We start from the raw sequence: 21,853 nt of genomic DNA, 5'->3' as shown, positions 1-21,853 counted from the left end.
GAAAGCCCGACGGCGAGCGCGACCCTGCGGTGACGTATGAGCGATCCCACCGCCGCGCTCGACGCCTTGGACGGCTGGCACGCCGAGGGCTACGCCGCTCGCGTTCACTACCGCGGCGCGGGCGACCGCTACAGCGTCGAGTTCTACGGCCCCTCCGAGTGCGTCCTCTACTGGAAAGTGAAAGGCGACGGCGAGACCGCCGTGCCCGTCGGTCGCGACACCGTGCCCGACCCGCTCCGCACGAGGGTCCGTGAGGATCTCGACGCGGCGGGGATCGATCCCGAGGTCGAGCGTCGCTCGTTGTGAGCGAGCGCGGAGGCGCTGAGCGTGACGCGATGGAACCCTTTAGTACCGGCGCGACCTGAAACACGGTGATGGTCAATCCCGCCGAAGACGACCCCTTCGAGCGACAGCGCGAGCGCGCGGAGAACCCGATGCGTCGGCTCTTCGACGAGTACGGCCGCGAGAACGCCTTCGCGTTCGTCGTCGGCCTGCTGTCCAGCGTCGTCGCGCGCCTCCTCGACCTCCTCCCGCCGGTCCTCCTCGCGGTCGCTGTCGACTCCATCTTCTTCGACGAGCGCCCGTTCTCACTGTGGCTCGTTCCCGACGCGTGGCTGCCGACGACGCCGACCGGACAGCTCCACCTCGCCGCGGCGCTGATCGCCCTGTCCTTTTTCGGCGGCGCGGCGTTTCACTGGACGCGAAACTGGGGGTGGAACTCCTTCGCCCAGCACATCCAACACGCCGTCCGCACCGACACCTACGACAAGATGCAGCGGCTGAATATGGACTTCTTCGCCGACAAGCAGACCGGCGAGATGATGTCGATTCTCTCGAACGACGTCAACCGATTAGAGCGCTTTCTCAACGACGGGATGAACTCGGCGTTCCGCCTCGGGGTGATGGTGCTCGGTATCGCGGCGATCCTCCTCTACTGGAACTGGCAACTCGCCGTCGTCACCCTCACCGTCGTTCCCCTCATCGGCTACTTCACCTACCGGTTCGTCAACACGATCCAGCCGAAGTACGCGGCGGTTCGCTCCTCGGTGGGACAACTCAACTCCCGGCTCGAAAACAACCTCGGCGGCATCCAAGTGATCAAGTCCTCGAACACCGAGGACTTCGAGTCCGAACGCGTCGACGACGTCTCACAGGACTACTTCGACGCCAACTGGGACGCGATCGGCACACGGATCAAGTTCTTCCCGGGGCTCCGACTGCTCTCGGGGATCGGGTTCATCCTCACCTTCTTCCTCGGCGGGATCTGGGTGCTTACCTACCGGGAGACCGGCAGCGCGCCGCTGTTCTTCTCGGGCGGGCTCACGCCCGGCGAGTTCGTCGGCTTCATCCTCTTCACCCAGCGGTTCATCTGGCCGATGGCCCAATTCGGCCAGATCATCAATATGTACCAGCGCGCGTACGCCTCCGCCGCGCGGATCTTCGGACTGATGGACGAGCCCGCTCAGATCGAGGAAAAGCCGGACGCCGAGGAGCTCGTCGTCGAGGAGGGGCGCGTCGTCTACGACGACGTGAGCTTCGGCTACGATCGAGAGGAGACGATCGTCGAAGACGTCTCATTCGAGGTCGCGGGCGGCGAGACGCTCGCGCTCGTCGGCCCGACGGGGGCCGGGAAGTCGACCGTCCTCAAGCTCTTACTCCGGATGTACGACGTCGACGGGGGCTCGATCTCGATCGACGGCACCGACGTCCGGGACGTGACGGTTCCGAGCCTCAGACGCTCGATCGGCTACGTCAGCCAAGACACGTTCATGTTCTACGGGACAGTAGAGGAAAACATCCGCTACGGGACCTTCGGCGCGACCCACGATGACGTCGTCGAGGCCGCGAAGGCCGCCGAGGCCCACGAGTTTATCACGAACCTCCCGGACGGCTACGACACGGAGATCGGCGAGCGTGGCGTGAAGCTCTCGGGCGGCCAGCGCCAGCGGCTCTCGATCGCGCGCGCAGTCCTCCGCGACCCGGAGATTCTCGTGCTCGACGAGGCAACCTCCGACGTCGATACGGAGACCGAGATGCTCATCCAGCGGTCACTGGACCGCCTCACCGAGGACCGAACGACGTTCAGCATCGCCCACCGGCTCTCGACGATCAAGGACGCAGATCAGATCGTCGTCCTTGAGGACGGAAGGATCGCCGAGCACGGCGATCACGAGGAGTTGCTCGCGAACGACGATCTCTACGCGCACCTCTGGGGCGTGCAGGCGGGCGAGATAGACGAACTGCCGGACGAGTTCGTCGAGCGGGCCAGCCGTCGCGCGTCGCGGACGGAGATCGAAACGGACGCCGACGACTGAGCGTCGTCCGGCGACGACAGCCGGGAGGCGCCTCGTTGCGTCAGCCCAACTCCGCTCGCAGCGCCTCGTTCATCGCGTCGACGGGGGCGTCACGACCGGTCCAGATCTCGAACGCCTCGACGCCCTGGAACAGCAGCATCCACGCGCCGTCGATCGTGGCCGCACCCGCCTCGGCCGCCTCTCGAAGCAGTCGAGTCTCGATCGGGGAGTAGACCGCGTCGAGGACGGCCAAATCAGCGTGGAGGTGTTCCGCGGGAACGGGCGTCTCCTCCACGTCCGGTTCCATTCCAACGCTCGTGGCGTTGAGCAGGAGTTCGGCCTCGGCGACCCGGTCGAGCGTGGCCAGTCCGCCCGCGGTCGCGCCGGGGACGTCGGCCGCGAGCGACTCGGCGCGCTCGACCGTCCGGTTCGCGATGTGGACCGACGCACCGGCGTCGGCGAGGGCGAACGCCGCCGCGCGTCCGGCCCCCCCCGCGCCGACGACGACGGCGTCGCGGCCGTCGATCGAGACGCCGTGGTGTGCGAACGCGCGCTCGACGCCCGCGACGTCGGTGTTGTAGCCGCGGGGCGTTTCGGTTGAGAAGTCGATCGTGTTCACGGCTCCGACGCGCCGGGCGATATCGTCGAGGTCGACCGCGTCGAGGACGTCCCGTTTGAACGGGATCGTGACGTTCAATCCGGCGATCCCGAGCGTCTCCGCGGCGTCGACGGCGTCGGCCGCGGCGTCACGGTCGGGCTCGAAGGTGACGTAGCGCGCGTCGAGACCGAGCGCCTCGTAGGCGGCCTCGTGCATCGGCGGCGACAGCGAGTGGCCGACCGGGTTGCCGAGGAGTCCGAATACCTGCATACGGACGCCTGTGCCGTCGACCGAGTTAAGTGGTCGCCTCCGCGGACGTCGGGACGCGAGGAGATCGCTCGGTCGTCGCCGATCGGCGGCTGCCCTCGCCGACGCTGCGAACCGCAAGAGATAGGCGGCCGAAGAGAGCACTTCCGGTGATGACTTCGCGCTTGCGCCACCCGCTCACCGCCGCGGGCGGAGCGCTCCTCCTGACGGTTCCGTGGGTCGTCTCGTGGGCGACGGGACTGTCCGACGGCTTTGGGGTGCTGACCGTCGTGGGCATCGCCGGACTCGCGGTACTCGGCGCATCGTTCCTCCTCGCGTGGGGTGCGGAGACCGCCGAAAAGGACGTCCCGCGGGCCTTCGCCATCGCGGTCCTCGCGGTGCTCGCGGTCGCCCCCGAGTACGCCGTCGACGCGCTGTACGCGTGGCAGGCGGCGACCGATCCCTCGAAGGCGAATCTCGCCGTGGCGAATATGACGGGGGCGAACCGCATCCTCATCGGCCTCGGCTGGTCCGGCATCGCGCTGTTTTCGATCTACAAGGCGACGTCGGGATCGCGAGCAGACACGAGCGTCGTCAACCGCGAGGGTCGCTTCCGCGACGCGGTGAAGCTCGATCCGAGCATCTCCACGGAAATCCTGTTTCTGTTTCTCGCGACCGTCTTCGCCTTCTTCGTCCCGCTCAACAGCGGTATCGACGCCATCGATACCATCGTACTCGTCGGCCTCTACGTCACCTACATCGCTATCATCATCCGCGGCGACGTCGAGGACCACGACGACCAGATCGGCGTGCCCCGGTACTTCCAAGCGAAAGCCCGGTCGGTCCGCGTGCCGATCGTGCTGACGCTTTTCGTCTACTCGGGCTTTCTGATCTTCACGGCGGTCGAGCCGTTCGCGCACGGGCTGGAGTCGCTGGGGCTCCGGTTCGGCATCCCCGAGTTCTTTATGATCCAATGGATCGCGCCGTTGGCCTCCGAAAGCCCCGAACTCATCGTGACCGCGTACCTCGTGAACAAGGCTCGCTCGACCGCCGCGTTCAACGCGCTCATCTCCTCGAAACTGAACCAGTGGACGCTGTTGATCGGGACGCTCTCGGTCGTCTACAGCATCGCGCTGGGCAGATACGGCGTCCTCCCGTTCGACTTCAAGCAGGCCGCCGAAATCTGGCTCACCGCCGCCCAGAGCTTCTTCGCGATCGCGATTCTCGTGAACTTCCGAATCAGCGTCGGCGAGGCCGTCACGCTGCTCGTCCTCTTCGTCTCGCAGGTCGCGATCGAGTTCGCCCTCATCCGGACGTACCCGGCGGCGCTCGCCGAACAGTACTCGATCGACCTGCTTCTCACGTACTCCGCCGTCTATCTGCTCCTCGGCGCGGGGCTGCTCGCGACGCGTCAAAGCGACCTCCGGCGGCTCGCGCGGCTCACCGTCGCCAACATCCGCGGGACGCCCATCTCAGAGCCCGATCGCGCAGACTGAACGGGCCGACGATCTGACGGTTCGGCCCGATCGGGAGTCCCGCACGATCGGCTCCGAGACCTTTTATACCGAGAGGCGACCACACCCGGGCGTGAACAGCGTGATCGGACTGGTCGTCAGCCGCGCGGACTCGGCGTCGGTCGCCATCGGCGAGGAACTACGCTCGCTCGCAGAATGGGAGTCCCACGAGGACCCCGAGAGAAGCGACGCCGACGGCGGCGGGACGTACTACCGCCACGGCGACTTCGAGCTTCGGGAGTTCGACGAGTGGCACCTCGAACTCGACGGCGTCGCCGACGCGTTCTCCGAAGCGCCGGAGTTCGTCGCCTTCCTCTCGCGGCACGCCGGCGACACCGGCCCGCTGCTGACGGCGCACTTCACCGGCAACTTCGGGCCCGCGGAGTTCGGCGGCGAACCGGGCGAACTCTCCCGGGCGTGTCCGAACGTCCAGCGCGCCGTCGTCGAGGCGTTCGACCGCCACGCGCCCGAGGGCTACGAGGTCGGCATCGAGGGCACGCACCACGGCCCGAGCGACGCGGGCGCGCCGTCGCTGTTCGTCGAACTCGGGAGCAGCGAGGCCGAGTGGGACGACCCCGAGGGGGCCCGAGCGGTCGCCCGCGCTGTCCTCGAACTCTCGGGCGTCGCTGCCGACGCGCGTGCCGATGTCGCCGACGACGCCCCGGCGTCGATCGCCGAATCCGACGCGTCGGCGACGACCACCGAGGCCGACGGGTCGGCCGCCACGCGCGGCTGCCGGCACGTCGTCGGCTTCGGTGGCGGCCACTACGCGCCGCAGTTCGAGCGCATCATTCGCGAGACCGACTGGGCGGTCGGCCACGTCGCGAGCGACTGGGTCCTGCAGTCGATGGGCTCGCCGGCGGCGAACGCCGACATCATCGACAGCGCCTTCGAGCGGTCGATGGCGAGGCGGGCGCTCGTCGTCGACGACGACCCCGCGGTGAAAGCCGTCGTCGAGGATCTGGGCTATCGCGTCGTCGACGAGACGTGGCTCCGCACGACGTCGGGTGTCGGTCTGGCCCTCGTCGACGCGCTGGAATCCGATCTCACGACGGTCGAGGAAGGGCTTCGGTTCGGCGCGGGGGCGGAGAGAGACTCCGACGACGACCGCGACGGCTACGAAATCGTCCCGCTCCCGGACGACCTGCTGGCGGAGGCGTCCGGGATCGACCGCGACGCGGCGTTCGAGGCCGTCGAGTCGCAGGTCGTCGCCTTCGAGACGCGAGAGGGCGGGACGAAACCCCGCGGGGGGGCGGCGGTCGCCGACCGAGCCGTCCTCGACGACGTCGTCGACGACGTCGCTCAGATCTTAGAGTCGAAGTACGACGAGGTCCGCGTCGGCGACGAGCGCGTGATCGCGACGCGCGAGACGTTCGACCCGAACGCGGCGGCCGAGGCCGGCGTGCCCGAGGGCCCCGCGTTCGGTCGGTTATCCGCCGGCGAAGCGGTCGAGGTCGACGGCGTCGAGGTGACGCCCGAGGAGGTCACGACGACGGAGCGCGTGACGTTCCCCACCGAGCGGCCGGACGCGCGCGCCGATCTCCCGTGAACCGCCGCGAAGACCCGCCTCAGCGTCAGACGGGCGTCGGACGGAAGGGGGAAAGATCATTAGGCTGTATTCGGAAAGAACGCCCATACTATGGACTCCATCGTCGACGATGCGATTGACGAGGCCGAGGAGACGGGGGATGGGAACACCGTCGACGGACCCACCGGCGGGGAGATGCCCCGGACCGGAACGATGACCGACGAGGAACTGCAGGAAGTCCTCGTTGACTTACAGACGGACATCACCGTCGTCGGCTGCGGCGGGGCCGGCGGCAACACCGTCAACCGAATGCACCAAGAGGGCATCGAGGGCGCGTCGCTCGTCGCCGCCAACACCGACGTCCAACACCTCGTTGAGATCGAGGCGGACACGAAGATCCTGATGGGCGAACAGAAGACGCAGGGCCGCGGCGCGGGATCGCTCCCGCAGGTGGGCGAGGAAGCGGCGCTGGAGTCCCAAGAGGAGATCTACGACGCGATCGACGGCTCGGACATGGTGTTCGTCACGGCCGGACTCGGCGGTGGCACCGGCACCGGCTCCGCGCCGGTCGTCGCGAAGGCCGCCCGCGAGTCGGGCGCACTCACCATCGCGATCGTCACGACGCCGTTCACGGCCGAAGGCGAGGTGCGCCGCACCAACGCCGAGGCGGGACTGGAGCGCCTCCGCGACGTCGCCGACACCGTCATCGTCGTCCCGAACGACCGGCTGCTCGACGCGGTCGGTAAGCTCCCCGTCCGACAGGCGTTCAAGGTCTCTGATGAGGTGCTGATGCGCTCGGTGAAGGGCATCACCGAACTGATCACCAAGCCCGGCCTCGTCAACCTCGACTTCGCCGACGTGAAGACGGTGATGGAGCGCGGCGGCGTCGCGATGATCGGCCTCGGGGAGTCCGATTCCGAATCGAAAGCGCAAGATTCCGTCAAGAGCGCGCTCCGCTCGCCGCTCTTGGACGTCGACATTTCGGGCGCGAACTCCGCGCTGGTGAACGTCACCGGCGGCTCGGATATGAGCATCGAGGAGGCCGAGGGCGTCGTCGAGGAGATCTACGACCGGATCGACCCCGACGCCCGAATCATCTGGGGGACCTCCGTCGACGAGGAACTGGACGGCACGATGCGGACGATGATCGTCGTCACCGGCGTCGAGTCGCCGCAGATCTACGGCCGTAGCGAAGAGGAGTCCCAGCCGGAACCGCAGCCCCAAGCGTCGCCGCAGGGGCAGGGCCAAGGTTCCGGGATCGACTACGTCGAGTAGGCAATCGGTCTCGGGGGCCGTATCGATTTGTCGAGCACGCCGCTCCCGACGGCGGAGTCAGAGAGACGGAGAGGACTGCGAGGTTCGAAACAGGTATTCACATTCGTAGTCTACGCACGTCTATTACCGATGATCCAAGAGATCTCAGCAAAAGAACTCCACGAGCGGCAGACGTCCGGCGACGGCCCGCAGGTCATCGACATCCGGAATTCCGCGGAGTTCGCCCAGGGACACATCCCCGGCGCGATCAACGTTCCGATGCACGAACTCCCGAGCCGCATCGACGAGATCGAGTGGGACGACGAGGTCGTCGTCGCCTGCCCGATCGGCCAATCGTCGATCCAAGCGGCCCGACTCATCGGCAGTTACGAGGGCGTCGAGGACGCGGGCGAGGTACGGAGCCTCGCCGGTGGGTACAACGCGTGGGAGTACGAACTCGAATCCGAGGAGTAATCGAACGTGGCCGATTCGACGCTCGTCCTGACGCGCGAGGTCTACGACGACATCGTCTATCAGGGCTACGGCGGCGGGAGCGAGGAGATCTGCGGCGTCCTCGCGGGCGAGTACGGCGACGAGCGAAGCGTCGTCAGCGAGGCTCACCAAGTCGATAACGTCGCCGAGACGCCACAGATCCGGTACGCGATGGATCCCGAAGAACAGCTCGAAACCATCGAATCGATCGAGGCGGCGGGCCGCGAGGTCGTCGGCTTCTACCACACACATCCAACGGGTCCAGTGCACCCCAGCGACACCGACGCCGAGCGCGCGGCGTGGCCGGGGTACTCCTATGCGATCTGCGCGTTCGACGGCTACCCGTACCTCGGCTCGTGGCGCTGGGCCGGCGACGCGTTCGAGCGAGAGGCCGTCGAGTTAGTCGAGTAGGACTCGTCGGGCCGATCGATCGTTGTGACGGCCTTTCTGACATCCCGTAACTGACAGGGTCCGAGAGCGACCGATACGACCGCGTACCGGGCGCTCACCGATCGCTTTCGGACGACTCTCGGCGGTACAGGACCGTCAAGACGGCGACCAGTGCGATTTCAGTGGCCTTCGACACCGCCGCCCACACGTCCGTCGTGAGGTGACTGACGACGTTCTCGACCGGCGAGAGACCGTGAAGCAGCGGCTCGCGTCCGGGAAGAAACCCGCCGTGACCTGTGAAGTGCCACGCGAAGTAGCCGACGAGATACGTGAGCGCGAGCGCGATTCCCGCGAGGTAGTACGGTCGCCGATTCGGCGCGTTCCGGCTCAGCGACAGTCCCACGAGGAGCGCGATCCCGGACGCGACGAAGGCGAACGACCGCGGATCGAAGACCAACAGCCCGGGATCGGCGTTCAGTATCACGAACAGCTTGAGCAGCCCGTGACTGGGATGAAGCAAGTGCAGTCCGGCGACTACGACGGTCAGGAACGCACCGACGAACGGGAGCGCGGGCGACGGTTGCGGCGATTCCGCGTTGCGCTCCGGGACCCCATCGTCCGGTCCCGCGTCGCGCTCGGAAGCGCTTTCGGACGGTTCCGCGTCCGTCCGGCTCTCGTCCGGGGACGAATCTGCCGACGATGGGTCACTTCCTTCGCTCATTAGTCACAACCTCCCCCGTGGACCACTTGTAGTTGCTGGGATCCGTACGGGCACGCCGCGGTGGCTCGTCCTCGATGGCGATTACCTCGTCTTCGCCGTCAACGATCGCCTCGCCGTCGGCGACGACAGCGGCTATGCGTCTGTCGATCGAGATGATAGAGAAATCACTACTGATCTCCACCCACCACACACCGCTTTCGGAGTTCGGCGTCCGACGGCGCGCATCAATAGATAGAAAAAGCCGGACGCACAATCTCCACGCAACAATGGACGTCAAGTACGACCTGACGAGCTACGTGCGGGTGCTGAAGCTGGCGAGCACCCCCGGGTGGGAGGAGTTCTCACAGATCAGCCTCATCGCCGGTGCCGGCATCGTTCTCGTCGGCTTCCTCGGCTTTCTCATCTACGCGGTAATGAGCTTCCTCCCCGGAGGTGTCTGAGGTGCCGATCTTCTCGGTGAAGACGACCGCGAGCCAAGAGCGGACCGTCGCGGATATGATCGCGAACCGCGAGGAGCCCGAGATCCACGCCGTGTTGGCACCCGATTCGCTCACGAGCTACGTGATGGTCGAGGCCGACAACGACGCGGTGATCACGCGGGCCCTCGAAGAGATTCCGCACGCTCGCGGACTCGTCAAGACCGGCGGCGACGCCGGGAAGTCCTCGATGGCGGAGGTCGAGCACTTCCTCTCGCCGACGCCCGACGTTGAGGGCATCGCCGAGGGCGACATCGTCGAACTGATCGCCGGACCGTTCAAGGGCGAGAAGGCTCGCGTCCAGCGGATCGACGAGACGAAAGATCAGGTCACCGTCGAACTGTACGAGGCGACCGTCCCGATTCCGGTCACCGTCCGCGGCGACCAGATCCGCGTCCTCGACAGCGACGAGCGATAGACCGATCGAACAGGCCGCTTTTCCGTTCCGGTGGTCACACGACCTCGTCACTCGCAGCGACGTCGGCAGCGGACCGTCGAGAAGGAGCCAGAAGTCGGCCTCGACAGTGACGACGGCGAGTCGGCAGCGACGACGCTACAGCGCGTCCCGGCGCTTGAGCTCTTCGACGACGGCTCTGAGGTCGGCCTCGTCCTCGATGGCGGCTTTGATGTCCTCGCGGACGCGAACGGCCGTCGAGTCGGCGTCGTAAGCGCGGACGTATTCGGCCCGAGAGTGCTCCTCGAAGGCGTGTCGGATCGCGAAGTAGCCGTCGGGGACGATGCTGCCGCAGACCGTGCACTCGTGACGGTTGTGTTCGACCGTCTGGTGGATGATCGCGGATTCGACGTCCTCGAACCGCTCCGAGCAGCCGCCGATGCCGCACTTCCACAGGGACATACCGAAGGCCACGACCACCGGCGACAAAACCGTTCCGCAGCCGACGGCAAATAGAAATCACTAACAGAATGCACCGAAAATCCGGGGACGTGACCGATACGGGTGCGTCCGGGCCGGACTCAGCAGCCGACGCAGACTCGACCGCGGGGGAGTCGGGGGACGCTTCGACGCGGACGGAGGCGGTGACGTCGCCGCAGACGGGGGACGCTTCGACGCGGACGGGCGAGCCGACCGACGGAACCCGTGTCGACCTCCACGTCAAGATCCTGAACGAGCGTGTCGTCGCCCGCGCGAAGGCTTGCGGCCTCGACGTACTCGTCTACGCTCCGCATTTCACGCGACTTCCCGAACTCCGTGCCCGTGCGGAGCGCTTCTCGGACGACGACCTGCTCGTCGTTCCCGCTCGCGAAGTGTTCGCCGGGACGTGGCGCGACCGGCGGCACCTCCTCGCAGTCGGACTCGCCGAACCGATTCCGGATTTCATCTCTCTCGACGGCGCGTTCGACGCCTTCCGACGGCAGGGCGCGGCCGTGCTCGTACCGCACCCGCTGTTTCTCAACGTGAGCCTCGACGCCGAGGAGATCCGAGCACACCGAGAGCGAATCCACGCGGTCGAGACGCACAACCTGAAGCTGTTCGAGTGGCAGAACCGCCGCGCGCGACGGATCGCGCACGACGTCGATCGCCCCGGGTTCGGCTCGTCGTACGCACATCTGCACGGGAGCGTCGGGGAGGTGTGGACGACGTTCGAGCGCGAGATCGACTCCGAGCTCGATCTCGTCGAGGCGCTGCGCGATGGCGCGCCGCGGACGGTGTATCGGCGGAACGGTCCGTGGCACGCGGCCCGCGGGCTTGCGGAGTTCGCACACCTCGGCTACGAGAACTCGTGGAGCAAGCTCGATCGGATGTTCCTCTCCGGAACGGAGCCGACCCATCCGAGCCACGTCGCCTACGGCGGACGCTTCGACGACGTCAGCGTGTACTGAGGGCGGCGAGAGCCGGTCGCTGGGACGTGAGAGCGATCCGCAGCGAACGCATCGGCCGCGATCAGATTCCGGCGAACGCCGCGAGGAGATTCGTCGCCTCCGAGACCGGCGTATTGAGCGCGATGAGGTAGTTGTGAACGACGAAGAGGATACCGAGTTCGATCAGCGTGACGAGCACGGTGGCCCGCATCGCCCACTTGCTCGACGTCGCGACGCCGGTCGGGAAGCCGTACTCCGTCGCGGAGAACGGATACCAGAGCGCGATACCGCGCTTCGATCCCACGATGTCGAGGACGTAGTGCGTCGCGACGCCGATCCAGACGAACTGGAGGTTGCCAAAGAGGTACGGGAACGCGAGGAAGATGCCCAGCACCGGGAGGTTGTGCAGCGTCTTTCGGTGGCGGCCGAACGCGGTGTCGACGTCGGGAAACAGCGCGCCGAGGATGACCGGTAGCGACAGCGCGGCGATCGACCGTCCGATGTCGCCCGCGAGCGCCCACGCGGCGTCGACAGTGGTCTCGCCGTTCGCCCCTTCGAGTATCGGTCCGGCGAACGGATCGACGGTGAGGATGATCCCGAGTCCGACCGCCAAGAGCGCCCCGTTCAGCACGTGTCCGTCTTTGTTCATCGCCTGTGTCTGCGCGGGTCACCCCTACAAACGTTGTGTCTCGGTCCCGAACTCTCGGTCCCAGTCGGCCGCGGCGCTACGCGTCGACGGCGTCACAGAGTGTTTCGAGCGCCCGCCGGGCGATCTGCTCTTTGATCTGCGTTCGGCTCCCGTCGAACTCGAAGCGTTCGACGCGGGTGTAGGAATCGTCCGTCCCCCACTCGCCGCGGTGGGCCAGCCCGATGTAGACGGTTCCGACCGGTTTCTCCGGGGTGCCGCCCTCGGGGCCCGCGATGCCGGTCGTCGAGATCCCCCAGTCGACACCGGCGATGTCGCGGACGCCGGCGGCCATCTCGCGTGCGACCGGCTCTGAGACCGCGCCGTGCTCGTCGAGTGCCTCCCGCGAGACGCCGAGAGCGGTCAGCTTCGCGTCGTAGGAGTAGGTGACGACCGACCGATCGAAGTACGCCGAGGAGCCGGGGACGTCCGTCAGGAGCGAGCCGATCAGCCCGCCGGTGCAGGACTCGGCGACGGCGACGGTCGCGTCTGCCGCGTCGAGTGCGTCGCCGACGCGGGCCTCGACCGGCGGCTCGGTTGCGAACTCTCGCATAGTCCGGGAAACGCGGGGCGACCCCAAAAGTGGGCCGACGACGAGAGTGCGGCCACCGAGGGCGAAAAGCACACCTTTCCCGAATCCGTCGCCGCAGACGAGATGACAGACACGGCCGACGCGTCGGAGGAGGCCGACGACGCGTACGACGAACCGCTCTTTCAGCGCGTCATCCGATACGCCGCCGCCGCCGACCGCGACGTCGTCGATATGGTGTCGGGCCACCCCGATTGGGAGCCGCCGGAGGCGCTCCGCGAGGGGCTGCACACCTACGCCGACGCCGATTCCGAGGCGTTCCAGTACCCGCCGAGCGAGGGGCTCCGCGGACTTCGCGAGGAGATCGCGGCCCGGCGGAACGTCGACGTCTCTCGGCTCGTCGTCACCAACGGCGCGGGCGAGGCTAACTATCTCGCGATGGCGGGCGCGATCGAGCGCGGGGCGGGCTCGGAGTTCCTCCTCACGGATCCCGTCTACCCGTACTACCCGGGCAAGGCGGAGCTTCTCGACGCGGACGTCACGCGCGTCCCCGTCCGCGAGGACGGCCACGTCGACATCGACGCGATGCGCGCGGCCGCCACGGCCGACACCGCAGCGATCGTCGTCAACACGCCCAACAACCCGACCGGGGCCGTCTACGACCGCGAGTCGGTCGCGGAACTGGCCGATATCGCCCGCGAGGTCGACGCGCTGCTCGTCGTCGACGAGGTGTACGACCACTTCGACTTTTCGAACCGGTTCGAGAGCGCGCTCACTCTCGATCGCGACCACGTCGTCGTCACCTCGGCGTTCTCGAAGTCGATGGCGATCACGGGCTTTCGCGTCGGCTATGCGGTCTTCCCCGCGGACCTCGTCGAGGGGGCGCTGACGCGGCATATGCTCGTGAACGTCGCGACCAGCCGACCCGCGCAGGCGGCCGTCGAGAACGCCCTGCGAGAGACGCCGCCGTCGTACTATGAGTCCGTCCGCGACAGGTTGCGGGAGCGGATCGAGGCTTTCACCGACGCGCTCGACGCCGCGGGCGCGGACTACACCACCCCCGAGGGCGCGTTCTACGTCCTCGCGCGCTTCGAGGAGTTCCCGGGGACGATGGAAAACGTCGAACGGCTGATCGACGAGGCCGGTGTCGCCGGGATGCCCGGCGAGGCCTTCGGCGACGCCTACGACGACTGGGTCCGCTTCGCGCTCTGCACCGATCGCGCCGACGAGGCGGCCGATCGGCTGGCCGCGTATTTCGACGGGGAGTGAGAGTCGCTACAGCGCGCTTTCACAGCGGCAGCATCTGTTCGCTGGTCAGCAACAACCGTCGCCGTCCGGTGACCACTCGCACGCGTCGCCCGCAGCCAAGTCGTTCTCGGCGATATACACCGAGAGGCAGGCGTAGTTGCAAAAGTACTCGGGCGACCCGCAGTCATCGGTACAATCGCGGACGCAGATGGGATCGTGATCGAAGATTTCCGAGCCACAGTACGTACACATCTCCGAAGCCGCAGGCGTCGTAATGGTCGTCGACATACCGATGTTTCGACGAGTGGGTCAAGAAAGCTTTCGCCGGATTTCGTCACCGACGCCGCGCGGGTGGAACTGCGCGCACCACACTGCGACCGAGAAGTACACAAGTCCTCGTCTCCTCGCCTCGCGTATGTCGAGTACCGACGTCGACGCCGCGGGTGGCGACGAGCACGAATCCGAGAGCGACGCGCCGGAGGGGGACACCTCGATCGACGTCGAGGCCGTCGAGAGCGTCGGCTCCGAGGAGCGTGACGAGCCGAGCGGAGACCTCGACGACGCGGCGCTTCCGGAGTCAGTCGATGCCCCGAACTACGTTCTCTACGGCGGGAAGGGCGGCGTCGGCAAGACGACGATGGCGGCCGCGACGGCGCTTTCCTCGGCGGCCGCCGGGACGTCGACGCTCGTGGTTTCGACCGACCCGGCGCACTCGCTGTCCGACACTCTCGGCGTCGACGTGCCGCCGGAACCGACGCGGATTCGCGAGTCGATGCCGCTGTACGCCGCGGAGATCGATCCCGACGCGGTCGTCGCCGGGCCGTTCTCGCAGGGAGAGGACGGCGGCGGAGCGACCGGGCAAGCCGGCGACGACTCGGGCTTCGATCACGACGCCGACGTCGAGGGGAACCCCTTCGCCGACGACGCGAACGGCGGGAACGGCGGTCCGTTCGCCGACGACGGATTCGCCCCCGGGGAGAGTGACGCGGGTGGCGCGTCCCCGTTCGGCGACCTCGGCGGGATGGAAGAACTGCTCGGTGGCACGATGGGACCCGGGTCGATGCCCGGAGCCGACGAGGCGGCGGCGATGCAACAGCTGCTCGAATACCTCGATGACCCGCGGTTCGATCGGGTCGTCGTCGACACCGCGCCGACGGGGCACACGCTCCGGCTGCTCGAACTCCCCGAGATGATGGACACGATGCTCGGGCGGGTCGCGAAGCTCCGCCAGCAGTTCTCGGGGATGATGGAGGGCGTCAAAGGAATGTTCGGGATGGGCGCTCAGGACGCCGCCGCGCCCGACCTCGACGAGCTTCGCGAGCGGATCGAACGGCTGCGCGCGGTCCTTCGCGACCCGCGGAAGACCGATTTCCGCGTCGTGATGATCCCCGAGGAGATGAGCGTCGTCGAGTCCGAGCGGCTCGTCGAACGCCTCGACGGGTACGGAATCCCGGTGCAGACGCTCGTCGTCAACCGCGTGATGGAGGACCTCGCCGACGTGACCGCCGCCGAGGTCGACAACCAGTGGGTCGTCTCGCCCGACTTAGAGAACTGCGAGTTCTGCCAGCGCCGCTGGGGCGTCCAGCAGGACGCCATCGGTCGCGCGACCGAGCTGTTCAGAGGCCGCGACGTGAGACGCGTACCGCTTCTCGCCGAAGAGGTGCGCGGCGAGGGGGCGCTCCGGGTCGTCGCCGCGTGTCTGGCCTGATTTCGATCGCCCGCGCTACAGCTTTCTGAGGTACCGATACGCCGTGTCGAGCCACCGCGAGGGGAGGTGCCGCGCGAGGACGGCGACGCGGGCGGCGGTTCCGGGCTGATAACGCGCTCGCGGTTTCGTCGACGACGCGGCGTCGACGATGTCTTCGGCGACGCGCTCGGGCGAGATGGCCCCGAGTCCGTCGCCGCCGATCAACTGCGTCTCCGAGAAGAGGTCGTAGAACGACTCGTAGGCTCCCGATCGTTCGATTCCAGCGATCGACTCGTTGGCGTCGCCCGCACTGGTGTCGGCGTCGCCCGCATCGGTGTCCGTGCCGTCGCTGTTCTCACCGTCGCCGTTGACTTCGCGCTCGACGCGCTCTGCGAAGCTCGTCTCGACCGGGCCGGGCTCGATGACGGCGACGTCGATGCCGTACTCGTCGACCTCGTTGCGGAGGGCGTCGCTCATCGCTTCGAGCGCGAACTTCGATCCCGAGTAGACGCCGCCGCCGGGGAACGAGACGCGCCCGGCGGCGCTGGAGACGTTCACGATGGTCCCGTCCTCTTGGGCTCGCATGTGTGGAAGGACCGCGCGGATGAGCCGGTGGGGGCCGTAGACGTTCACCTCGAACTGCCGATGGACCTGTTCGGTCGGAACGTCTTCGAGCGGCCCCATCTGCCCGAACCCGGCGTTGTTGACGAGACAGGAGATGTGCCCCTCCTCCTCGACGACGCGGTCGACCACTCTGTCGACGTCGTCTCCGTCGGTGACGTCGAGCGTCGCGATGCGGCAGCCCTTCTCGCCGAGCGTCTCGATATCGGCGGGGTTGCGGGCCGTCGCGTAGACGCACCAGTCCTCCTCGAGGAAGGCCAGTGCCGCCGCGCGGCCGATGCCGGACGAACAGCCGGTGATGAGGGCCGTTTTCGGATGCACGACCGCCGAAAGGTACCGCGCGGTGTTAACTGTGGGCGATTCGTCGACTCCGTGACCACGCCACGGTCCGTCGCGGTCGCGTTCTCGATCGCCGCGCGTCTCGACCACCACACGCTTAACTTACTCCCCCGGCTGCTTCGAGTATGCGATTCGACCGACGAGCCGGGGTCTTCCTCCACCTCACATCGCTTCCCGGTCCGCACGGCATCGGCGACCTCGGCAGCGGCGCGCGCGCGTTCGTCGACTGGCTCGCCGACGCCGAACAGTCCCACTGGCAGTTCTGTCCGCTCGGACCGACAGCCTCGGTTCACGGGGACTCGCCGTATCAGGCTTACTCGGCGTTCGCCGGCAACCCGCTCCTCGTGAGCCTCGAGCGCCTCGTCGACGCGGGTCACCTCGACGAGATCGATCTGCATTCCGCTCCCGATTTCTCGCCCCACGAGGTCGACTACGAGACGGTCCGCGAGTACAAGACCGATCGGCTCCGGGCGGCCGCGGAGAACTTCCACAGGGACGCGGCCGCGACGACGCGGGAGGAGTTCGAGGCGTTCCGCGAGCGCGAGTCGGGCTGGCTCGATGACTACGCGCTCTTTATGGCGTTGCGGACGCGGTACGACGGCGCGTGGACCGACTGGCCCGAGCCGATCCGCGCCCGCGAATCGAGCGCGCTCGCGCGACACCGCGAGGAGCTGTCCGAGGAGATCCGCTACCGCGAGTTCGTTCAGTTCGCCTTCGACGCCCAGTGGCGCGACCTCAGACGCTACGCCGACGAGCGCGGCGTCGAATTCGTTGGCGACCTGCCGATCTACGTCGCGCTCGACAGCGCCGACGTCTGGGCGAATCCCGAGGCGTTCGACCTGATGGAGGGAGGCGAACCCGCCGCCGTCGCGGGCGTCCCGCCGAACCCCGGCGACGACGGGCAGCGCTGGGGGAACCCCGTCTACGACTGGGAGACGCTCCGAGCGAACGGCTACGAGTGGTGGCTCGATCGGCTCGACCGCCTGTTCGACCTCGTCGACGTCACCCGCATCGACCACTTCAAGGGGTTCGACGAGTTCTGGGCGATCCCGGCGGAGTCAGACGATCCCGGAGACGGCGAGTGGCGCGACGCGCCCGGCGTCGACTTCTTCGAGACCGTCGCCGAGCGACTCGACGACCTGCCGTTCGTCGTCGAGGACCTCGGCTTCGTCGACCAGTCGCTCGTCGACCTCCGCGAGCGCTTCGGCTTTCCCGCGATGCGCGTCCCCCACTACGCCGACTGGTGCCGCGAGGGCGATATGTACCAGCCGATGCACTACCGCGAGAACAGCGTCGCGTACACCTCGACGCACGACACGAACACGCTCTATGGGTACTACGAGTCGCTTCCGCCACAGCAGCGCGACTGCCTCCACTACAACATCGGCGCGGACGGCTCGGAGATCAACTGGTCGATGATCGAGGCGGTCTGGCGCTCCGACGCCGCGCTGGCGTTCACGACCGTTCAGGACGTCCTCGGTCTCGGCGAGGAGGCGCGGTTCAACCGCCCGGGAACCGCCTCGGGGAACTGGGCGTGGCGGTGTACGTGGGAGGCATTCGACGACGGCCTCGCGGCCCGACTCGCGCGCCTGACCGACGAGCACATCAGGGACTGAGAGCGGACCCGCGTCGAAACGTCACGTCCCGCCGTTTTTTGTCCGAGCGCGTCGAGTCCGGAACGTGGTTCGTCGCTCAGCCGGATACGTCTCGCTCGTCGCCGCCGTCGGACTCGCACTCGCCGCGACCGCGGTCCGCTCCTCTGACGGGGTTGCCGAGGTTCTCGTCGGCGGCGTGCAACTGCAACCGCTTCTCTCGCGGGGATTGGTCGCCGCGGCCGTTCTCGCCGCAGCGACTGGCGCATACCTCGTCGTGGAGTCGGTACTCGCTTCGCGCCTGTCGAACAGGCGGCGGAGCCACGACATGCGGAACGTCCTCAGACTCGGGTTCGGCGTGGTCGCCGCGGCGGGCGTCGCGGGCGTTCTCACCGATCAGTGGCTCGGTGTCCTGTTCTCGCTCGGCGTCGTCGGCTTCGCGATCACCTTCGCGCTCCAACAGCCGCTTCTCTCCTTGGTCGGCTGGTTCTACATCATCCTGAAGCGACCCTACGGCGTCGGCGACAGAGTCGAGATCGCAGACACCCGCGGCGACGTCATCGACGTCGGGTTCCTGACGACGACGCTGTGGGAGGTCGGCGGGCGGCTCGTCACCTCCGGGCAGCCCTCGGGGCGGGTCGTCACCGTCCCGAACGCCGAAGTACTCTCCGCGCAGGTCGTCAACGACACGACCCTTTTCGAGTTCGTCTGGAGCGAGGTGTCGATTCAAGTGGCCTACGAGACCGATCTCGAATTCGCCCGCGAGACGATGATCGAGGAGGCGACCGACCACCTCGGCGCGGAGATGCGTCGCGGGATTGAGGCGTACCGCTCGGAACTCGACCGGACGGCCGTCGAACTGGACGTTCGGGAGGGGCCGGTGGTCAACGTGGTCCAGCAGGAGTCGTGGGTCGAACTCCGCCTGCGCTTTCTCTCGCGCTCCCGGCAGGTGACGCGAAACCGGAACGCGCTCTACGAGCGGATCCTCGCGCGCTTCAACGAAGAGCCCGAACGCGTGAAGTTCCCGGTCAGCCGGAATCGGTGAGGCGGGCAGGAAAACGAGCCAACTCGGTCGCACCACGCATCGAAACCGGGATACGCCCCGCGTCCCTCCCGACTGTCGATGACGGCACACTCCGGCGCGGGAGGCGACGCCGACGCGACACTCGAAACGGGGGCGATCGACCTCTCAGAAATTGCGGGGCCGTTCGATCTGCAGTCGACGCTGGAGAGCGGACAGTCGTACCTGTGGAACCGCCCCGACGGCAGGATGTACGAATCGATCGACGTCCACGGCGGCGACGCGTGGTACCGGACGGTCGTCCCCCCGATCGACGGCGTCGTCGACGAAGACGTCTTCGTGCGCGTCCGCCAGCGCGACGGCGCGTTGGAGTGGGAGGCGACCGCCGATCCGGTCCCCGCGTTGCGTCACCTGCTCCGGCTCGACGACGACCTGAACGAGATTTACGCCGCCGCGCCCGACGACGACGTCTTCGCGCGGGCGTTCGACGAATACCGGGGGATGCGGCTCGTCCGCGATCCGCCGTTTCCCTGCCTCGTCTCGTTCATCTGCTCGGCGCAGATGCGCGTCTCGCGGATCCACGGGATGCAGATGGCGCTGGCGGAGGCGTTCGGCGAGCCGCGGGAGATCGGCGGGAAGACCGTTCACGCGTTTCCGACGCCCGAGCGACTCGCCGCTCGCGAGGAGGCGGAGCTCCGCGAGTTGAAGCTCGGCTACCGCGCGCCCTACGTCCGAAAGACCGCCGAGATGGTCGCCTCGGGCGAGGCGCATCCGGACGAGGCGGTCGGCCTCGACTACGAGGACGCCCGCGAGTCGCTCACCCGGTTCGTCGGCGTGGGCGACAAGGTCGCCGACTGCGTGCTCCTGTTCTCGCTCGGATATCTCGAAGCCGTCCCGCTCGACACGTGGATTCGGGGTGCAATCGCCGACCGCTTCCCGGAGTGCGACCGCGGGAACTACACCGAGACGTCGCGCGCGCTCCGCGAACGACTCGGCGGCGAGTACGCGGGCTACGTCCAGACGTACCTCTTCCATTACCTCCGCGCCGGCGGCGAGGCGTGAGGCGGGCGCGAGAGGTTCTCGCACTGTTCCCGACGATTCCACTCGACGACACACGACCAATCAACTGGGCGAACCTTTGATGCCCTCGGCGACCCAACCTACTCGTATGGATTGCAGAGTCGTCGTCGAGGCCGCGATTCCGGTGTACGACGTGGCGACGCCCGACGAGGCGATCCGCATCGCCATCTCGAAGACGGGCGAGATGCTGAATCCAGACCTGAGCTACGTCGAGATCTCGATGGGTTCGCGGACGACGCCGGGGGGCGAAGAGCTCCCCCCGGCGTTCGTCGCCGCCGACGAAGCCCTCGTGGCCCTCGAGTTGGAGATGACCGTGTTCAACGTCGAACAAGAGGAGCACGCCTCCCGGATCGCCCGCAAGGAGATCGGCCAGCGGCTCGAAAACGTCCCCTTGAAAGTGCTCTCCGTCGAGCGGATCCCCGATTCAGACACCGAGGGTGCGGACGATGACTCCGAGGACGCAGACACTGACGACGGAGACGAGGAGACCGACACGACAGGCGACGCGGGGCCCGACCACGACGACGCCCCCGAAAACGACCGCGAATCCGCGAGTGAAAGCGTGGCGGCCGACGACGAGGACGACGACGGCGACGACCTCATCCCCGAATTCGACGACCTGCTCGAAGACGGCTGAATCGTGCAGCTCTGCGAGTCGGGGTCGCGTCTGTTACTCGGCGTTGCGTGTCGCTCGCGATTCCGCTTTGAGCTCTGTACGAGCCGTGGCCGCCGCTGATCGATCGTTGCGCTTGGAGGATGTAGCGAAGCGGTCGCGATTAGTCAGCGGTCGCCGCGACGGGGCTCTGTTCGGCCTCGTCGAGCGAGGAAGTGATTCCTTTGACCAATTTGAAAACGGCGGCTTTGTGATCCGTCTTCGATTTGTGAATCGATGTCGGTCGTACGCCGAGTTCGTTGTATGCTTCGAGCGAGACGTCTTCGTCTTCCCACATCTCGACCTGTGTGTGTACTTCTGCAAGCAGGCCGTGAAGGTGGATGAGCTCCTGCTTCTTCATGAGCAACCCTGAGTTGAGACTGGAAGGATATATTATTATCCTGAGTCTCGTTAACACGGACCTGTCGAATATCCGGGCGAAACGCCCCGATTCGGCGGAATTACTGCTTTCAATAATGAAGGATCGATGGACGGCAGACGGGTAGTGTGCTACTTGCTATCGAGAGTGACGAAAGCGACGGCGAATCTGATCGTCCGAGGCGGCTGTCGCGTTCGAAGGTCGTATATGAACGTTTTACTCGACGCGCGTCGATAGAGTGGGTATGGACTACGAGGATCAACTCGATCGAGCGCTCGAACAGTCACCGGACGTCGCCGAGGGTGGCACGCGGTTCGAGGTCCCCGATCCCGAGGTCCGCCCGGAGGGGCACGCGACGGTCTGGGAGAACTTCGAGGCGACCCACGACCGCCTCGCGCGCGACCCGGATCACCTCGTCCGGTTCATGCAGTCGGAACTCGGGACGAGCGCGCAGATCGACGACCGCGGGCGAGCGCGGTTCACCGGTGATTTCAAACAGCGGCGCGTCTCCGAGGCGCTAGACGCCTACGTCGGGGACTTCGTGACGTGCGGAGAGTGTGAATCGCCGGACACGCGGCTCATCGACCAGCAGGGAACGACAGTATTGAAATGCGACGCCTGCGGCGCGATCTCGCCGGTTCCCGATCTGTAGTGATCGCTCGGGACGATCGCTGAGCGTCGCTGAC

The 21,853-nt window shown here is 67.0% G+C and carries 26 protein-coding genes; 17 read left to right on the top strand and 9 right to left on the bottom strand.

Translation table 11 applies throughout. The annotated features are described in order from the left end of the window. Positions 1-36: 36 nt before the first annotated feature. Together U5919_RS01860 and U5919_RS01855 are read left to right on the top strand one after the other, a co-directional pair. Positions 37-306 (top strand): DUF7538 family protein, encoded by a 270-nt coding sequence (locus U5919_RS01860; protein ID WP_336021820.1) that lies wholly within the window; start codon positions 37-39, stop codon positions 304-306. Between the two features lie 68 nt (positions 307-374). Further along, entirely contained in the window at positions 375-2,315 is a 1,941-nt protein-coding gene (locus U5919_RS01855; protein ID WP_336021819.1) for an ABC transporter ATP-binding protein, read from the top strand. A gap of 40 nt (positions 2,316-2,355) precedes the next feature. Here the strand turns inward: U5919_RS01855 and U5919_RS01850 are convergent, their stop codons facing one another. Next, positions 2,356-3,162: a shikimate dehydrogenase gene (locus U5919_RS01850; protein WP_336021818.1), complete on the bottom strand. Its 807-nt coding sequence runs from the start codon at positions 3,160-3,162 to the stop codon at positions 2,356-2,358. Positions 3,163-3,311: 149 nt separating this feature from the next. On the opposite strand from U5919_RS01850, the gene U5919_RS01845 reads away from it, so the two are divergent. The 5 genes from U5919_RS01845 (at position 3,312) to U5919_RS01825 (ending at position 8,337) form a co-directional block, all read left to right on the top strand. Further along, positions 3,312-4,634, top strand: coding sequence for a sodium:calcium antiporter (locus U5919_RS01845; protein WP_336021817.1), 1,323 nt, complete (start codon positions 3,312-3,314; stop codon positions 4,632-4,634). A gap of 100 nt (positions 4,635-4,734) precedes the next feature. Beyond that, entirely contained in the window at positions 4,735-6,201 is a 1,467-nt protein-coding gene (locus U5919_RS01840; RefSeq protein ID WP_336023845.1) for a D-aminoacyl-tRNA deacylase, read from the top strand. A 90-nt stretch (positions 6,202-6,291) separates the two neighbouring features. Continuing rightward, positions 6,292-7,455 (top strand): cell division protein FtsZ, encoded by a 1,164-nt coding sequence (gene ftsZ / locus U5919_RS01835; RefSeq protein ID WP_336021816.1) that lies wholly within the window; start codon positions 6,292-6,294, stop codon positions 7,453-7,455. 129 nt (positions 7,456-7,584) lie between these two features. Next, positions 7,585-7,908 (top strand): rhodanese-like domain-containing protein, encoded by a 324-nt coding sequence (locus tag U5919_RS01830; protein WP_336021815.1) that lies wholly within the window; start codon positions 7,585-7,587, stop codon positions 7,906-7,908. 6 nt (positions 7,909-7,914) lie between these two features. Next, a complete protein-coding gene (locus tag U5919_RS01825; protein WP_336021814.1) occupies positions 7,915-8,337 on the top strand; it encodes a desampylase in 423 nt (140 codons plus the stop codon). Between the two features lie 94 nt (positions 8,338-8,431). Here the strand turns inward: U5919_RS01825 and U5919_RS01820 are convergent, their stop codons facing one another. Continuing rightward, entirely contained in the window at positions 8,432-9,037 is a 606-nt protein-coding gene (locus tag U5919_RS01820) for a hypothetical protein (RefSeq protein WP_336021813.1), read from the bottom strand. After that, entirely contained in the window at positions 9,021-9,218 is a 198-nt protein-coding gene (locus U5919_RS01815; RefSeq protein WP_336021812.1) for a hypothetical protein, read from the bottom strand. Before U5919_RS01815 ends, U5919_RS01820 begins: the two co-directional genes overlap by 17 nt. 85 nt (positions 9,219-9,303) lie before the next feature. Between U5919_RS01815 and U5919_RS01810 the strand changes: the two genes are divergently transcribed. Both U5919_RS01810 and U5919_RS01805 read left to right on the top strand, forming a co-directional pair. Further along, the gene (locus tag U5919_RS01810; protein WP_049986601.1) at positions 9,304-9,477 is read left to right on the top strand and encodes a protein translocase SEC61 complex subunit gamma; all 174 of its coding nucleotides are present in this window, start codon (positions 9,304-9,306) and stop codon (positions 9,475-9,477) included. Between the two features lies 1 nt (position 9,478). Then, complete coding sequence (locus tag U5919_RS01805; protein ID WP_336021811.1) at positions 9,479-9,931, top strand: transcription elongation factor Spt5; 453 nt, start codon at positions 9,479-9,481, stop codon at positions 9,929-9,931. Positions 9,932-10,066: 135 nt separating this feature from the next. Here U5919_RS01805 and U5919_RS01800 read toward each other — a convergent pair whose 3' ends face one another. Further along, positions 10,067-10,369: a DUF7565 family protein gene (locus tag U5919_RS01800; protein WP_336021810.1), complete on the bottom strand. Its 303-nt coding sequence runs from the start codon at positions 10,367-10,369 to the stop codon at positions 10,067-10,069. A 263-nt stretch (positions 10,370-10,632) separates the two neighbouring features. Between U5919_RS01800 and U5919_RS01795 the strand changes: the two genes are divergently transcribed. Further along, positions 10,633-11,355, top strand: a complete 723-nt coding sequence (locus U5919_RS01795; RefSeq protein WP_336023843.1) for a PHP-associated domain-containing protein — start codon at positions 10,633-10,635, stop codon at positions 11,353-11,355. 61 nt (positions 11,356-11,416) lie between these two features. On the opposite strand, the gene U5919_RS01790 is transcribed toward U5919_RS01795, so the two are convergent. Together U5919_RS01790 and U5919_RS01785 are read right to left on the bottom strand one after the other, a co-directional pair. Beyond that, on the bottom strand, positions 11,417-11,983 hold the full coding sequence (locus U5919_RS01790) for a metal-dependent hydrolase (protein ID WP_336021809.1): 567 nt from the start codon (positions 11,981-11,983) through the stop codon (positions 11,417-11,419). Positions 11,984-12,059: 76 nt separating this feature from the next. After that, on the bottom strand, positions 12,060-12,572 hold the full coding sequence (locus U5919_RS01785; protein ID WP_336021808.1) for a CinA family protein: 513 nt from the start codon (positions 12,570-12,572) through the stop codon (positions 12,060-12,062). A 102-nt stretch (positions 12,573-12,674) separates the two neighbouring features. Between U5919_RS01785 and U5919_RS01780 the strand changes: the two genes are divergently transcribed. Further along, positions 12,675-13,817 (top strand): pyridoxal phosphate-dependent aminotransferase, encoded by a 1,143-nt coding sequence (locus U5919_RS01780; RefSeq protein ID WP_336021807.1) that lies wholly within the window; start codon positions 12,675-12,677, stop codon positions 13,815-13,817. A gap of 45 nt (positions 13,818-13,862) precedes the next feature. On the opposite strand, the gene U5919_RS01775 is transcribed toward U5919_RS01780, so the two are convergent. Then, on the bottom strand, positions 13,863-14,084 hold the full coding sequence (locus U5919_RS01775; protein ID WP_336021806.1) for a hypothetical protein: 222 nt from the start codon (positions 14,082-14,084) through the stop codon (positions 13,863-13,865). A 127-nt stretch (positions 14,085-14,211) separates the two neighbouring features. Here U5919_RS01775 and U5919_RS01770 point away from each other — a divergent pair, with 127 nt between their 5' ends. Then, positions 14,212-15,504: an ArsA family ATPase gene (locus U5919_RS01770; RefSeq protein ID WP_336021805.1), complete on the top strand. Its 1,293-nt coding sequence runs from the start codon at positions 14,212-14,214 to the stop codon at positions 15,502-15,504. A gap of 15 nt (positions 15,505-15,519) precedes the next feature. Here the strand turns inward: U5919_RS01770 and U5919_RS01765 are convergent, their stop codons facing one another. After that, the gene (locus U5919_RS01765; RefSeq protein ID WP_336021804.1) at positions 15,520-16,425 is read right to left on the bottom strand and encodes an SDR family oxidoreductase; all 906 of its coding nucleotides are present in this window, start codon (positions 16,423-16,425) and stop codon (positions 15,520-15,522) included. A 143-nt stretch (positions 16,426-16,568) separates the two neighbouring features. Here U5919_RS01765 and malQ point away from each other — a divergent pair, with 143 nt between their 5' ends. The 4 genes from malQ (at position 16,569) to U5919_RS01745 (ending at position 20,773) form a co-directional block, all read left to right on the top strand. Further along, positions 16,569-18,059: a 4-alpha-glucanotransferase gene (gene malQ, locus U5919_RS01760; RefSeq protein WP_336021803.1), complete on the top strand. Its 1,491-nt coding sequence runs from the start codon at positions 16,569-16,571 to the stop codon at positions 18,057-18,059. A gap of 64 nt (positions 18,060-18,123) precedes the next feature. Then, on the top strand, positions 18,124-19,080 hold the full coding sequence (locus tag U5919_RS01755; protein ID WP_345786322.1) for a mechanosensitive ion channel family protein: 957 nt from the start codon (positions 18,124-18,126) through the stop codon (positions 19,078-19,080). A 78-nt stretch (positions 19,081-19,158) separates the two neighbouring features. After that, a complete protein-coding gene (locus U5919_RS01750; protein WP_336021802.1) occupies positions 19,159-20,118 on the top strand; it encodes a DNA-3-methyladenine glycosylase family protein in 960 nt (319 codons plus the stop codon). A gap of 106 nt (positions 20,119-20,224) precedes the next feature. Further along, positions 20,225-20,773, top strand: a complete 549-nt coding sequence (locus U5919_RS01745; RefSeq protein WP_345786321.1) for a DUF555 domain-containing protein — start codon at positions 20,225-20,227, stop codon at positions 20,771-20,773. A gap of 139 nt (positions 20,774-20,912) precedes the next feature. Here the strand turns inward: U5919_RS01745 and U5919_RS01740 are convergent, their stop codons facing one another. Next, complete coding sequence (locus U5919_RS01740) at positions 20,913-21,149, bottom strand: UPF0058 family protein (protein ID WP_336021801.1); 237 nt, start codon at positions 21,147-21,149, stop codon at positions 20,913-20,915. A gap of 262 nt (positions 21,150-21,411) precedes the next feature. Here U5919_RS01740 and U5919_RS01735 point away from each other — a divergent pair, with 262 nt between their 5' ends. Then, a complete protein-coding gene (locus U5919_RS01735; protein ID WP_336021800.1) occupies positions 21,412-21,819 on the top strand; it encodes a translation initiation factor IF-2 subunit beta in 408 nt (135 codons plus the stop codon). Positions 21,820-21,853: the final 34 nt, after the last annotated feature.

The organism is Halobellus sp. LT62, from assembly GCF_037031285.1.
Lineage (GTDB): Archaea > Halobacteriota > Halobacteria > Halobacteriales > Haloferacaceae > Haloquadratum > Haloquadratum salinisoli.
This window is presented reverse-complemented; position numbering and strand designations above follow the sequence as displayed.

Excerpts from the sequence above, each read along its gene's own strand:
- U5919_RS01790 (WP_336021809.1), bottom strand. The coding sequence starts at position 11,983 with ATGAACAAAGACGGACACGTGCTGAACGGGGCGCTCTTGGCGGTCGGA.
- U5919_RS01855 (WP_336021819.1), top strand. The coding sequence starts at position 375 with ATGGTCAATCCCGCCGAAGACGACCCCTTCGAGCGACAGCGCGAGCGC.
- U5919_RS01820 (WP_336021813.1), bottom strand. The coding sequence starts at position 9,037 with ATGAGCGAAGGAAGTGACCCATCGTCGGCAGATTCGTCCCCGGACGAG.
- U5919_RS01745 (WP_345786321.1), top strand. The coding sequence starts at position 20,225 with ATGGATTGCAGAGTCGTCGTCGAGGCCGCGATTCCGGTGTACGACGTG.
- U5919_RS01740 (WP_336021801.1), bottom strand. The coding sequence starts at position 21,149 with ATGAAGAAGCAGGAGCTCATCCACCTTCACGGCCTGCTTGCAGAAGTA.
- malQ (WP_336021803.1), top strand. The coding sequence starts at position 16,569 with ATGCGATTCGACCGACGAGCCGGGGTCTTCCTCCACCTCACATCGCTT.
- U5919_RS01800 (WP_336021810.1), bottom strand. The coding sequence starts at position 10,369 with ATGTCCCTGTGGAAGTGCGGCATCGGCGGCTGCTCGGAGCGGTTCGAG.
- U5919_RS01860 (WP_336021820.1), top strand. The coding sequence starts at position 37 with ATGAGCGATCCCACCGCCGCGCTCGACGCCTTGGACGGCTGGCACGCC.
- U5919_RS01780 (WP_336021807.1), top strand. The coding sequence starts at position 12,675 with ATGACAGACACGGCCGACGCGTCGGAGGAGGCCGACGACGCGTACGAC.
- U5919_RS01830 (WP_336021815.1), top strand. The coding sequence starts at position 7,585 with ATGATCCAAGAGATCTCAGCAAAAGAACTCCACGAGCGGCAGACGTCC.
- U5919_RS01850 (WP_336021818.1), bottom strand. The coding sequence starts at position 3,162 with ATGCAGGTATTCGGACTCCTCGGCAACCCGGTCGGCCACTCGCTGTCG.
- U5919_RS01845 (WP_336021817.1), top strand. The coding sequence starts at position 3,312 with ATGACTTCGCGCTTGCGCCACCCGCTCACCGCCGCGGGCGGAGCGCTC.
- U5919_RS01735 (WP_336021800.1), top strand. The coding sequence starts at position 21,412 with ATGGACTACGAGGATCAACTCGATCGAGCGCTCGAACAGTCACCGGAC.
- U5919_RS01775 (WP_336021806.1), bottom strand. The coding sequence starts at position 14,084 with ATGTCGACGACCATTACGACGCCTGCGGCTTCGGAGATGTGTACGTAC.
- ftsZ (WP_336021816.1), top strand. The coding sequence starts at position 6,292 with ATGGACTCCATCGTCGACGATGCGATTGACGAGGCCGAGGAGACGGGG.
- U5919_RS01785 (WP_336021808.1), bottom strand. The coding sequence starts at position 12,572 with ATGCGAGAGTTCGCAACCGAGCCGCCGGTCGAGGCCCGCGTCGGCGAC.
- U5919_RS01810 (WP_049986601.1), top strand. The coding sequence starts at position 9,304 with ATGGACGTCAAGTACGACCTGACGAGCTACGTGCGGGTGCTGAAGCTG.
- U5919_RS01750 (WP_336021802.1), top strand. The coding sequence starts at position 19,159 with ATGACGGCACACTCCGGCGCGGGAGGCGACGCCGACGCGACACTCGAA.
- U5919_RS01770 (WP_336021805.1), top strand. The coding sequence starts at position 14,212 with ATGTCGAGTACCGACGTCGACGCCGCGGGTGGCGACGAGCACGAATCC.